The following is a 12,943-nucleotide window of genomic DNA, read 5'->3' as shown; positions in this document are numbered from 1 at the left end:
CATGGACAAGATCTCGATGCGTGCACGATTCGAAGACGGCGCCGGCGGCGCGCGCCTGCTGCTGTGGCTGGGCATCGGCGCGATCGCGGCCTTCCTGCTGTGGTCGGCCTTCGCCAGCCTGGACGAAGTCGCGGTCGGCGAAGGCAAGGTCACGCCCGCCTCCAAGGGCCAGATCATCCAGAGCCTGGAGGGCGGCATCCTGGCCGAGCTGGCGGTGCGCGAGGGCGATGTGGTCGAGGCCGGCCAGCAGCTCGCCACGCTGGACCCGGTGCAGGCCCGCTCGTCGATGGAGGAGACGCTGGAACGGATCGCCGCGCTGCAGGCGCGCGCCGCGCGGCTGCATGCGGAGATGAACGACGCCGACTCGGTCAACTTCCCGGCCGAACTGGCGCGCGATACCGCGGTGGTCGAACGCGAGCGGCAGCTATTCGTCGCCAACCGCCGGGCCTTCCGCGAGAACCTCGGCAATCTGCGCCAGCAGCTGCGCCTGGCCGAGCAGGAGCTGCAGATCGCGCTGCCGCTGCTGCGCACCGGCGCCACCAACGAGGTCGAGATCCTGCGGCTGCGGCAGAAGGTGGCCGAGTTCGCCACCAAGCTCGATTCGACGCAGAGCGAGTACTACGTCGCGCTGAAGGCCGATTACGCGAAGACGATGGCGGACCTGGGCCCGCTGCTGAAGGTGCGCGAGGGACGCGCCGACCAGCTGCGCCGCACCGCGATCACCTCGCCCGCGCGCGGCATCGTCAAGGACATTCGCGTCTCGACGATCGGCGGCGTGATCACGCCAGGCGGTGTGCTGATGGAGATCGTGCCGCTGGGCGACCAGTTGCTGATCGAGGCACGGCTGTCGCCGCGCGACATCGCCTTCATCCATCCGAACCAGGAGGCGACGGTCAAGATCACCGCGTTCGAGCCATCGATCTACGGCACGCTGCCGGCCAGGGTGGATCGGATCTCGCCGGACACCATCGAGGATCAGGTCGACCGGCGCATCTACTACTACCGCGTCTATGTGCTGACCCAGCATGCGTTCCTGGAGACGAAGGACGGCAAGCGCCATCCGATCCTGCCGGGCATGGTGGCGACCGCGGAGATCCGCACCGGCCGCCGCACCGTGATGGACTACCTTGTCAAGCCGCTGAACCGCGCGGCGGAAGCGCTGCGCGAACGCTAGCCCTTGCGCATCAGCCCCGCTCGACTAGCCCTTGCGCAGATAGGTGACCAGCCGGTCGATCACCGGCGCATTGCGCCGCGTCAGCAGGCTGACCACGATCGCGACCGCAAACCCGGCCGGCACGCCGAACGCGCCCGACGCGATCGGATCGACGCCGAACCAGCGGTCGCCGAAGATGCCGGTCATCCGCGTGAAGAACGGGTAGTTGACGAAGATGTAGTAGATCGACACCGACAGCCCGGCCAGCATGCCGGCGAACGCGCCGGCCGCGGTGGTGCGCTTCCAGAAGATCGCCAGCACCAGCACCGGGAAGAAGCTCGACGCGGCCAGCGAGAACGCGGCGCCGACCAGGAACAGGATGTTGCCCGGCCGCAGCGAGGTCACGTAGGCCGCGAACAGGGCGACGCCGAGCAGCAGGATCTTGGCGGTGGTCACGCGCCGCTGCTGGCTCGCGCCGCGGTCGACCATGTGATAGAAGACGTCGTGCGACAGCGCGTTGGCGATCGTCAGCAGCAGCCCGTCGGCGGTCGACAGCGCCGCGGCCAGCGCGCCGGCGGCGACCAGGCCCGAGATCACATACGGCAGCCCGGCGATCTCCGGCGCGGCCAGCACGATCATGTCGGGCTGGATCATCACCTCGGCCCACTGCACGATGCCGTCGCCATTGACATCGCGAATGCCGAACACCGGCGGATCGATGCGCCGCCATTGCGTGACCCAGGCCGGCAGATCGGTATAGGGCGTGCCCACCAGATGGTGCAGGAACTCGTACTTGACCAGCGCCGCCAGCGTGGGCGCGCTGACGTACAGCAACGCGATGAAGAACACCGCCCAGGCCACCGAATTGCGGCTCTCCTTGACCGACGGCGTGGTGTAGAGCCGCGTGAGGATGTGCGGCAGGCTCGCGGTGCCGAGCATCAGGCAGAAGGTCAGCAGCACGAAGTTCAGGCGGTCGGTCTTGCGCTCCGCTTCCGACGGCGAGGGATAGGGCTCGGTGGCCGGCACCGGCGGCTGGCTGCGTGCGAGCGCTTCCTCGCGCTGCTGGGTCCATTGCTGCAGGGCGGCGGCCGGGTCCAGCGGATAGTCGGCGCGCTCGCGCTCGACCGCCTTGATCTCGCGCAGCGGCGCGTTGCGGGCGCGCAGCTCGAGCAGCCGCGCATTGAGCCCGTCGCGCACCTCGTCGAACGACTGCGGCAGCCGCGCGATGCGCTCCTGCAGCTCGATCGCCTGCTGCCGGTAGTGTTCGCGCACCGCGAGCTCGGCCGGATCGCGCAGCAGCTCGCGTTCACGCTGCCCGACATCGGTCAGCACCGTGCCGTAGCCCAGCTGCGGCACCGCCTCGCCATGATGCTTCCACGCGATCATCGACACCGTGACCAGGAAGGCCACGATCATCACGATGTACTGCGCGACCTGGGTCCAGGTCACCGCGCGCATGCCGCCGAGGAACGAGCAGACCAGGATGCCGGCCAGGCCGAAGAACACGCCGACGGCAAAGTCCACGCCGATGAAGCGCGTGACCACCAGCCCGACGCCCTGGATCTGCGCGACCAGATAGACGAAGGAACACAGCGAGGCGGCCAGCACCGCGATGCCGCGCACCGGCAGGTTGCCGCCCGGCTTGCCGTTACCGTAGCGCGCGGCGAGGAAATCCGGAATCGTATAGCCGCCGTACTTGCGCAGATACGGCGCCAGCAGGAAGGCCACCAGGCAATAGCCGCCGGTCCAGCCCATCACATAGGCCAGCCCCTCGTAGCCGGAGGCGAACAGGATGCCGGCGAGGCCGATGAAGGACGCGGCGCTCATCCAGTCGGCGGCGATCGCCATGCCGTTGAACATCGCGGGCACGCGCCGGCCCGCGACGTAGTATTCGTGCAGGTCGGCGGTGCGGCAGATCAGCCCGATGCAGGCATAGATCGCGATGGTGATGAACAGGAAGACGTAGCCGAGCCACAGCGCGTCGGCGTTGGAACGCTCGAGCAGCCCCATCATGCCGATGAAGCCGAACAGTCCGAGCGTGAACAGGCCGTAGTACAGCAGCAGCCGGCGGCGAAAGCGCGACTGGGCCTGGGCCATGGGCGTGGGGTGGGCGGGACGGAGAGGAAGAAGGCGGCGGCAGCCAAATGCGAAGCGGGCGCCGTGATCGCGGCGCCCGCTTCGCGCGGCCGGTCTTACTTGGCCTGCCGCAGCTGTTCGAGGATCGCGGGATTCTCCAGCGTGGAGGTGTCCTGCGTGATCTCCTCGTTCTTGGCCAGCGAACGCAGCAGGCGGCGCATGATCTTGCCCGAGCGCGTCTTCGGCAGGTTGTCGCCGAAGCGGATGTCCTTCGGCTTGGCGATCGGCCCGATCTCCTTGGCGACCCAGTTGCGCAGCTCGTTGGCGATCTGCGCTGCCTCGTCGTCGGTCGGACGCGCGCGCTTGAGCACCACGAACGCGCAGATCGCCTCGCCGGTGGTGTCATCGGGACGGCCGACCACGGCGGCCTCGGCGACGATCGGGTTGGCGACCAGCGCCGACTCGATCTCCATCGTGCCCATGCGGTGGCCCGACACGTTCAGCACGTCGTCGATGCGGCCCATGATCGTGAAGTAGCCGGTTTCCTTGTCGCGCACCGCGCCGTCGCCGGCCAGATAGAGCTTGCCGCCCAGTTCGGCCGGGAAGTAGCTCTTCTTGAAGCGCTCCGGATCGCCCCAGATGGTGCGGATCATCGCCGGCCACGGACGCTTGACCACCAGGATGCCGCCGCTGCCGTTGGGCACGTCCTGCCCGGTCTCGTCGACCACCGCGGCCATGATGCCCGGCAGCGGCAACGTGCACGAGCCCGGCACCAGCGGCGTCGCGCCCGGCAGCGGCGTGATCATGTGGCCGCCGGTCTCGGTCTGCCAGAAGGTATCGACGATCGGGCAGCGGCCGCGGCCGATGTTCTCGTGGTACCACATCCAGGCTTCCGGATTGATCGGCTCGCCGACGGTGCCGAGCAGGCGCAGGCTCGACAGGTCGTACTGCTTCGGATGCACGGCCTGGTCGGCCTCGGCGGCCTTGATCAGCGAACGGATCGCGGTCGGCGCGGTGTAGAACACGCTGACCTTGTGCCGCGCGATCATGTCCCAGAAGCGGCCGGCGTTCGGATAGGTCGGGATGCCCTCGAACATCAGCTGCGTGGCGCCGGCCGCCAGCGGGCCATAGGCGATGTAGGTGTGGCCGGTGACCCAGCCGATGTCGGCGGTACACCAGTACAGGTCGTCGGGCTTGATGTCGAAGGTCCATTTCATCGTCATCAAGGCCCACAGCAGGTAGCCGCCGGTGCTGTGCTGCACGCCCTTGGGCTTGCCGGTCGAGCCCGAGGTATAGAGCACGAACAGCGGATGCTCGGCATCGACGGGCTCGGCCTCGCAGGTTTCGGGCTGGCCGGCGCAGACCTCGTCGAGCCAGCGGTCACGCCCCTCGACCCAGTTGACCTTGCCGCCGGTGCGGCGATAGACCACCACGTGCTTGACCGCCTCGCAGCCGCCCAGCGCCAGCGCCTCGTCGGCGATCGCCTTCAGCGGCAGCGCCTTGCCGCCGCGCATCTGCTCGTCGGCGGTCAGCAGCGCCACCGCGCCGACGTCGACCAGCCGCTCCTGCAGCGACTTGGCGGAGAAGCCGCCGAACACGACCGAGTGCGTGGCGCCGATGCGGGCGCACGCCTGCATCGCACAGACGCCCTCGACCGACATCGGCATGTAGATGACGACGCGGTCGCCCTTCCTGATGCCCAGCGCCTTCAGGCCATTGGCCAGCTGGCACACGCGCGCATGCAGCTCGCGATAGGTGACGCGGCTCACCGTGCCGTCGTCGGCCTCGAACACGATCGCGACCTTGTCGGCGTTGCCGTTCTCGAGATTGCGCTCCAGGCAGTTGTACGAGGCGTTCAATTGGCCGTCCTCGAACCACTTGTAGAACGGCGCATTGCTCTCGTCCAGCACCTTGGTGAAGGGCTTGGACCAGACCAGCTGCTCGCGGGCATGGCGCGCCCAGAAGCCTTCGTAGTCGCGCTCGGCCTCTTCGCACAGCGCGCGGTAGGCGTCCATGCCGGAAATGGCGGCGCTCTTGGCGAACGATTCGGGTGGGGGGAATACGCGATGCTCTTGCATCACCGATTCGATGGCGGACATAGCTCGTCTCCTGAAAGGCCGGATATGGCTTCGATACTTTTGCCGCAACGCTACGCTGCGCGGCTTACTGCAACCTGACGCTGTCCTTGCCTGTCCTTTCCGTCCTCCGCGTCCCTCCCCGCTTTCAGGGCGAAGGCGCATTGCGACGCAGCAATGATGCCGGCTGCGCGGGCGCGCCGCGGGGATGGTCGCGGCGTCCGCATGTGAAGCCTAAGCCTTAAGGCTAGCATAGCTATAATCGCGCGGCGCGTGCGATGGCGCGCGCTGCCGCGCCGATCGAGACTGGCTTGCGGCCCGCTCGCAGCGCGTTGGCAGCGCGTTGGCAGCCCGTTTTCGCCCAATATGCCGCGCGATCTCGGTCATCGCCCCGCTCGCGCGAAGTGCCACCGAGTACCGAACCCGTGCCCCCTTCCGTTCCCCTGAATGCCCTGCTGCTGGCCGCGTCGATGGCGCTGGTCGGCAGCAATGTCGGCCTCGGCAAGGCGATCGTCGCCCATGTGCCGATCCTGCTGTTCGCGCTGCTGCGCTTCGTGATCGCCATCGTCTGCCTGTCGCCGTGGTACCGTCCCGCGCGGATGCGCCGCGTGTCCCGCCGCGAGTGGTTCAACCTGTTCCTGCAGGCCTTCTTCGGGACCTTCCTGTTCACGCTGCTGATGCTCGGCGGCGTGCGCCTGACCAGCGCGATGTCCGCCGGCGTCATCACCAGCACGATTCCCGCAACGGTCGCGATCCTGTCGTGGCTGGTGCTGCGCGAACGGCTGTCGCGCCGCACCGTGCTGGCGGTGCTGCTGGCGGTGGTCGGCATCGCGGTGCTCAATATCGCCCGCGGCGGCCAGCCAGGCGGCGCGAGCGGCGATGCGCTGCTCGGCAACCTGATGGTGATGGGCGCGGTGGTCTGCGAATCGATCTACGTGATCCTGTCCAGGCGGCTGGCGCAGACGCTGGCCGCGATCGAGATCTGCGCCTATACGCATCTGATCGGCGGCCTGCTGATGCTGCCGCTGGGGCTGGTGCCGGTGCTCGACTTCGATGCGAGCGCCGTGCCGCTGCACGTGTGGGCCATGGTGCTGTGGTACGCGCTGTCCGCCAGCGTGTTCTCGTTCTGGCTGTGGATGAAGGGCATCCGCCATGTGCCGGCGCAACTGGCCGGCGTGTTCACCTCGGTGCTGCCGATCGCCGCGGCGCTGTACGGCATCGTGTTCCTCGGCGAAACGCCGGGCTGGGCGCACGGCGTCGCGCTGGTCTGCGTGCTGGCGGGCATCGCACTGGCGAGCTGGCCCGGCAAGTTGGCGCGCGCGGCGGCCGCACGCGGGGACCGCGGAGGCGTTGCCGGCGGCATGGAGCCCTCCCGTGTCGAGTCCGCCAGCGTCGAGTCCGCCGGCGTCGAGTCCCGACATGGCGCCACGGTACAATCCCGCGGCCGCTGACCGGCGCGCCGCATGATCGGCGGTCGGCCGGCGCGTCTTTTCCGTACCGAGCAACACAACCCCTTACGCAAAGCTAACGCAACCACCATGGCATCGAACTTATCGCCGGAGCCGCATCGGATGCGCCCGATTCCCCGTCTGATCTTCGCCTCGCGCTGGCTGCAGCTGCCGCTGTACCTTGGCCTGATCGTCGCGCAAGGCGTCTACGTCTATCACTTCCTGATGGAGGTCTGGCATCTGCTGGCCCACGTCACCGAGTACGACGAGAACAAGATCATGCTGGTGGTGCTGGGCCTGATCGACGTGGTGATGATCTCGAACCTGCTGATCATGGTGATCGTCGGCGGCTACGAGACCTTCGTCTCGCGGCTGGGCATCGACAACCATCCGGACGAGCCGGAATGGCTGGACCACGTCAATGCCGGCGTGCTGAAGGTCAAGCTGTCGATGGCGCTGATCGGCATCTCGTCGATCCATCTGCTGAAGACCTTCATCGACGCGGGACAGCGCGACACCCATACAATCATGTGGCAGGTGGTGATCCACGTCGCCTTCCTGTTCTCGGCGATCGCGATGGCGTGGGTCGACAAGATGATCACGCACTCGCATCCGGCGCTGCAGGATCGGGGGCTGTAACTCGAACTGCGCACTGAACAAAAACCGCGGCCGGCGCCGCGGTTTTTTATTGCGCCGCGGTCGTCGACCGTTTGTCCGATATTCGCGCACGATGTGGAATTAACGCAACTTTTAACGGCAGGCAGCCGCCCTCCGTCCGGGACGCGTCTGGCGAGGGGGTGTATGATTCGGGCGGAATTTTCGTCCGCTTTTGTCCGACTGCCCTCCCCCACAAGACATGACCGTCATCAAGCAAGAAGACCTGATCCAGAGCGTCGCCGACTCCCTGCAGTACATCAGCTACTACCACCCGATGGACTACATCACCAGCCTGGGCCGTGCCTACGAGCTGGAACAAAGTCCGGCGGCCAAGGACGCGATCGCGCAGATTCTGACCAACAGCCGCATGTGCGCCGAAGGCAAGCGCCCGATCTGCCAGGACACCGGCATCGTGACCGTCTTCGTCAAGGTCGGCATGGACGTGCGCTGGGACGGCGCCACCATGGGCCTGACCGACATGATCAACGAGGGCGTGCGCCGGGGCTACACCCACCCCGACAACGTGCTGCGCGCCTCGATCGTCAACCCGCCCGAAGGCGGCCGCAAGAACACCAAGGACAACACGCCGGCCGTGATCCACTACGAGATCGTGCCGGGCGACAAGGTGGACATCCAGGTCGCGGCCAAGGGCGGCGGCTCGGAGAACAAGTCCAAGTTCGTGATGCTGAACCCGTCCGACTCGATCGTCGACTGGGTGCTGAAGACCGTGCCGACCATGGGCGCGGGCTGGTGCCCGCCCGGCATGCTCGGCATCGGCATCGGCGGCACCGCCGAGAAGGCGATGGTGATGGCCAAGGAATCGTTGATGGAGTCGATCGACATCCAGGACATCATCGCCCGCGGTCCGAAGGACTGGATCGAGGAGCTGCGCGTCGAGCTGTACGAGAAGGTCAATGCGCTGGGCATCGGCGCGCAGGGCCTGGGTGGCCTGGCCACCGTGCTGGACGTCAAGATCATGGCCTGCCCGACGCACGCCGCGTCCAAGCCGGTGGCGATGATCCCGAACTGCGCCGCCACCCGCCACGTGCACTTCACGCTGGACGGCAGCGGCCCGGCCAGGCTGGAAGCGCCGGACCTGTCGCAGTGGCCGAAGGTCGAGTGGGCACCGAACACCGAAACCTCGAAGCGCGTCGACCTGAACACGCTGACGCCCGAGGAAGTGGCCTCGTGGAAGCCGGGCCAGACGCTGCTGCTGAACGGCAAGATGCTGACCGGCCGCGACGCCGCGCACAAGCGCATCGCCGACATGCTGGCCAAGGGCGAGAAGCTGCCGATCGACTTCACCAACCGCGTGATCTACTACGTCGGTCCGGTCGATCCGGTGCGCGACGAAGTGGTCGGCCCGGCCGGCCCCACCACCGCCACGCGGATGGACAAGTTCACCGAGACGATGCTGTCGCAGACCGGCCTGATCGCGATGATCGGCAAGGCCGAGCGCGGCCCGGTGGCGATCGAATCGATCCAGAAGCACAAGTCGGCCTACCTGATGGCGGTCGGCGGCGCGGCCTACCTGGTGTCGAAGGCGATCCGCGGCGCCAAGGTGCTGGCGTTCGAAGACCTCGGCATGGAAGCGATCTACGAGTTCGACGTCAAGGACATGCCGGTGACGGTCGCGGTCGACAGCAGCGGTACGTCGGTGCACAAGACCGGCCCCGCGGAATGGCAGGCCAGGATCGGCAAGATTCCGGTCGCGGCGGGTTAAGGGTCTGAGTTCGGTGAGTCTGCGGCGATAGCCATCGCCCGCGACCATCGGCCGCCCGTGCCCCTCTCCCCAACCCTCTCCCGCAAGCGGGAGAGGGAGCACACCCCGGGCAGTCTCCGGCGCGATTGGTTGGCTCCCCTCGCCCGCTTGCGGGAGAGGGGCCGGGGGAGAGGGCAACCGCCCCCTATTCCCCTTAGCAAGCTCTCCCCCGTGTCCCCCTTCCCCATCGGCATCTTCGATTCCGGCCTCGGCGGCCTGTCCGTGCTGCGAGAGGTGCGCGCGCTGCTGCCGCACGAAAACCTGCTCTATCTCGCCGACTCGCGCTATGCGCCCTATGGCGACAAGCCGCAGGCGTTCGTGCAGGCCCGCACGCTGCAGGCCTGCGAATGGCTGGCTGCGCAGGGCTGCAAGGCGCTGGTGGTGGCCTGCAATACGGCCACCGCGCACGGCATCCAGGCGCTGCGCGAGCGGCTGCCCTTGCCGATCGTCGGCGTCGAGCCGGGACTGAAGCCCGCGGTGGCGGCCAGCCGCAGCAAGGTGGTCGGCGTGCTGGCCACCGCCAATACGCTGGCCAGCGACAAGTTCGCGCGGCTGCTGCATTCGCTGGAGGACCAGTGCCGCTTCGTCTGCCAGCCCGGCGGCGGGCTGGTCGCGCGCATCGAACAGGGCGATGTCGACGGACCGCTGGTGCGCGAGCGGCTGCAGACGTGCCTCGCGCCGATGCTGGAAGCCGGCGCCGATACGCTGGTGCTCGGCTGCACCCACTATCCGTTCCTCAGCGAAACCGTGCGCGAGCTGATCGGCGGGCGGATGACGCTGATCGATACCGGCGTCGCGGTCGCGCGGCAACTGCAGCGCAAGCTGGCCGAGCACGGGTTGGCGGCCGACGCCGGCAGCGGCGTGGACGCTGGCGCGAATCCGATCGCGGTGGCGCGCTACTGCACCACCAGCGATGCCGAACACCTGCGCCGGATGGCGCGGGCGCTGCTGCATGTCGATGCCGCGGCGGAAACGGTGATGATCGAGCCGGCGCCGATCACGCCCTGATCTCGCGCCTCCTTGCGGCCCCCTTGCGCGGCGCCGCCCGGCGTTGTTGTCTTAGCGCACGAAGCCGACCTGACGGCGCTCCCTGACCTCCGGCTTGACCGCATGTTCCTGGCGCAGCTGCGCGAGGAATTCGTCGGGCGTCAGCGCCTCGCCCAGCAGCGCGCATTGCCGCTTGACGGTGGCAAAGTCGCCCGGCGTCAGCCCGTCGAGCCCGGCCAGCTCGCGCCGCATCGCCTCGTCGAGCGCGGACGCATCGCCATCGAGCGCCTCGTCGACGAACATCGATTCGCGCTGCGCCGGCAGCAGCGGCATGAAGCGGATCTTGAACGAGAAGCGGCGCAAGGCGGCCTCGTCGAGCCGGTCGAACAGATTGGTGGTGCAGACGAAGATGCCGTTGAACCGCTCCATCCCCTGCAGCATCTCGTTGACCTCGGACACCTCGTAATTGCGCACCGCCTGCTGCCGGCTCTGCATGAAGCTGTCGGCCTCGTCGAGCAGCAGCACCGCGCCGTCTTCCTCGGCGCGCGCGAACATCGCCGCGATCTGCTGCTCGGTCTCGCCGACGTACTTGCTCATCAGGTCCGAGGCCCGCCGCATCATCAGCGGCAGCTCCAGCGCGGCGGCGATATGTTCGGCCAGCGCCGTCTTGCCGGTGCCCGGCGGGCCGTAGAAACACAGCGTGCCGCGGCGCCGCGCCTGCAGCGCCTGGATGATGCGCTCGACGCGATAGCGCGTCTCCAGGTTCAGCCGGTCGAGCCGGTAATGCGTGACCACCGGCCGCGTCTCCGCTTCCGGCCGCAGGCCCATCGCGCGGTCGGCGTGCTCCAGCTGGCGCAGGATCAGCGTCTCGACCGGCTCGCCGATGCCGGGCTGGGCCAGCTGGACGAAGCGCGCAGCCGATTGCACCTGCGCCGGCGTCAGCGTGCGGCGCGCCGCCAGCGACGCGATAAAGCCATCGCTGACCGCCAGTCCGCCCAGATGCTTGCGGATGATGTTCTCGCGTACCTGTGGCGGCGGAATGCGCAGCTCCAGATGGAACTGGAAGCGGCGCAGATAGGCGGGATCGATCTGCCGGATCGAATTGGAGATCCAGATCACCGGCACCGGATTGCGCTCGAGCGTCTGGTTGACCCAGGCCTTGCCGTTGACCGAACCGCGCGTGTCCTCCTGGCCGAACAGGCTCATCAGCTCCCGCGCCGAGCCCGGGAACACGTCCTCGACCTCGTCGAACAGCAGCGCGGTATTGGCGCGGCCGCGCAGGAAGGCCTGCGACACCTGCAGCGAGCGGTAACGGTCCTTGCCCGACAGGCTGTTGCCGTCGCGGTCCAGGCAGTCGACCTCGTACAGCTCGCAGCCGGCCTCGCGCGCGAGCAGCCGCGCAAATTCGGTCTTGCCGGTGCCGGGCGGCCCGTAGATCAGCACGTTGACGCCCTCGGCATGCTGGCGCGTGGCGTTGGCCAGCAGCGCGGTCAGGTAGCGGGCATCGCTCTCGACATGGGGATAATCCGTGCTCGACAGCGTCGGCGGCGCGGCCGGCCGCGTGAACACCGCCATCATCTCGGCCTCGTCGGCGTAGTTGCCGAGCAGCACATGCAGCAGCCGGTCCGACAGCCGCATCAGGTCGCCCAGATCGGTCACGCTGTTCTCGGGCAGCGGCTGCTCGATCAGGTTCAGCGTCTCCAGCCGCGAGCCCGGCCGCAGCGAGGCGGCGACCTGGGCCGCGGTGGCGCCGGTCAGCCCGGCCAGGATCTGGAACGCCTCCTGGCTGTGCGCGACCTTGCAGTCGACCATCACGGCGCGCAGGTCGCGCTTGTACTTGGCCAGCGCGGCGAACAGCAACAGCTTGCGCTCGTGGTCGGGCAGGTCCAGCACATGGCTGAGCATGTCGATATTGCGGACCAGCAGCACGCGCTCGCCGTCGAGCCGCGCGGCCAGCGCGGCGGCCGATACCTCGAACACGGTCAACATGTCCTTGGCATGGTGCTTGACGTACTCGTCGAGGTAATAGAACAGCGCTCCCTCGTCGAAGGCGCTGTTCCACTGGCCGTGCCGCTCGAGAAACTCCTCCGGAGCGAGCCGGCCGGCGCCGCGCCAGGCCGGCATGTCGGCGCAGCGCGCGGCGAGAAAGCGCTGCACGCGCATTACCACGCCATAGGGCCAGACCAGTTCCTGCGCGCTGACCGTCAGCACGTCGTTGATATTGCTGCGCAGATTGAAACGCGGCCCGAGCGCGCAGACCACGCGCAATGCGAACTGGGCGCACATCCAGTCAAGCGCCGTGGTGGCGCCCGCCCCGGGGGCCGCGCGCAACAGCGCCGGCCGGTCCTCGTCGATGCTGCGGGTGAAATCCATGGGCAAGGCTCCTCGTCCCGGACGAGCGACGGGGGACCGTCGCCGCCGCTTCCTTCGCCGTTTTTTCGCTTGGTTCTCGGCCTGCTTTGCCGCTGTTCCTGCCGCGTGCTCTGTTATCGACCGCGATCGCCTGCTGTTTCGCCTGCTTCTACCGTTTGTCGCGCCGGCTGCCTGCCAGTTCACCGGGCCCTTTTTTCGTATGCTAGCTCGCTTTGCCGGGGGCGGTTAGTCGGGGCGACCCCGCAGGCATGGCCGGCAAACGACCCGGCCTTCAGCAGGGTCAAGTGGCGAGAAGGCCGACAAATAGGAATCATTATCGTTTATACTCACGCGCTGACACGCTGCCAGAGAGTGGCGCTCCCCCGGGCTTTGACTTTGAAGGAGCGTTTATCATGGAACTGCTGATTAGCCT

8 protein-coding genes are annotated in these 12,943 nt (G+C 67.8%); 5 read left to right on the top strand and 3 right to left on the bottom strand.

Going from position 1 to position 12,943, the window contains the following annotated elements; genetic code table 11:
- The first annotated feature begins 1 nt into the window (after position 1).
- The gene (locus M1D55_RS14750) at positions 2-1,174 is read left to right on the top strand and encodes an HlyD family efflux transporter periplasmic adaptor subunit (protein WP_006578865.1); all 1,173 of its coding nucleotides are present in this window, start codon (positions 2-4) and stop codon (positions 1,172-1,174) included.
- 24 nt (positions 1,175-1,198) lie between these two features.
- On the opposite strand, the gene M1D55_RS14745 is transcribed toward M1D55_RS14750, so the two are convergent.
- On the bottom strand, positions 1,199-3,250 hold the full coding sequence (locus tag M1D55_RS14745; protein ID WP_006578866.1) for a VC_2705 family sodium/solute symporter: 2,052 nt from the start codon (positions 3,248-3,250) through the stop codon (positions 1,199-1,201).
- 95 nt (positions 3,251-3,345) lie between these two features.
- A complete protein-coding gene (acs, locus tag M1D55_RS14740) occupies positions 3,346-5,328 on the bottom strand; it encodes an acetate--CoA ligase (RefSeq protein WP_456282469.1) in 1,983 nt (660 codons plus the stop codon).
- Between the two features lie 401 nt (positions 5,329-5,729).
- On the opposite strand from acs, the gene M1D55_RS14735 reads away from it, so the two are divergent.
- The 4 genes from M1D55_RS14735 (at position 5,730) to murI (ending at position 10,179) form a co-directional block, all read left to right on the top strand.
- Positions 5,730-6,755 (top strand): DMT family transporter, encoded by a 1,026-nt coding sequence (locus tag M1D55_RS14735; RefSeq protein ID WP_456282468.1) that lies wholly within the window; start codon positions 5,730-5,732, stop codon positions 6,753-6,755.
- An 87-nt stretch (positions 6,756-6,842) separates the two neighbouring features.
- Complete coding sequence (locus M1D55_RS14730; protein WP_043441654.1) at positions 6,843-7,391, top strand: TIGR00645 family protein; 549 nt, start codon at positions 6,843-6,845, stop codon at positions 7,389-7,391.
- A gap of 217 nt (positions 7,392-7,608) precedes the next feature.
- The gene (locus M1D55_RS14725; protein WP_006576876.1) at positions 7,609-9,132 is read left to right on the top strand and encodes a fumarate hydratase; all 1,524 of its coding nucleotides are present in this window, start codon (positions 7,609-7,611) and stop codon (positions 9,130-9,132) included.
- A gap of 210 nt (positions 9,133-9,342) precedes the next feature.
- A complete protein-coding gene (gene murI / locus M1D55_RS14720) occupies positions 9,343-10,179 on the top strand; it encodes a glutamate racemase (protein WP_456282467.1) in 837 nt (278 codons plus the stop codon).
- Positions 10,180-10,230: 51 nt separating this feature from the next.
- Here the strand turns inward: murI and M1D55_RS14715 are convergent, their stop codons facing one another.
- The gene (locus M1D55_RS14715) at positions 10,231-12,531 is read right to left on the bottom strand and encodes an AAA family ATPase (RefSeq protein ID WP_456282466.1); all 2,301 of its coding nucleotides are present in this window, start codon (positions 12,529-12,531) and stop codon (positions 10,231-10,233) included.
- Positions 12,532-12,943 lie beyond the last annotated feature (412 nt).

The sequence above is a fragment of the Cupriavidus sp. JZ107 genome (genome assembly GCF_053903255.1).
Note: the sequence above shows the minus strand (reverse complement) of the source record. Positions and strands in the feature narration are given on the sequence as shown.

Bases quoted from the DNA above. Each gene is read 5' to 3' on its own strand.
- M1D55_RS14750 (WP_006578865.1), top strand. From the start codon at position 2: ATGGACAAGATCTCGATGCGTGCACGATTCGAAGACGGCGCCGGCGGC.
- M1D55_RS14745 (WP_006578866.1), bottom strand. From the start codon at position 3,250: ATGGCCCAGGCCCAGTCGCGCTTTCGCCGCCGGCTGCTGCTGTACTAC.
- acs (WP_456282469.1), bottom strand. From the start codon at position 5,328: ATGTCCGCCATCGAATCGGTGATGCAAGAGCATCGCGTATTCCCCCCA.
- M1D55_RS14730 (WP_043441654.1), top strand. From the start codon at position 6,843: ATGGCATCGAACTTATCGCCGGAGCCGCATCGGATGCGCCCGATTCCC.
- M1D55_RS14725 (WP_006576876.1), top strand. From the start codon at position 7,609: ATGACCGTCATCAAGCAAGAAGACCTGATCCAGAGCGTCGCCGACTCC.
- M1D55_RS14715 (WP_456282466.1), bottom strand. From the start codon at position 12,531: ATGGATTTCACCCGCAGCATCGACGAGGACCGGCCGGCGCTGTTGCGC.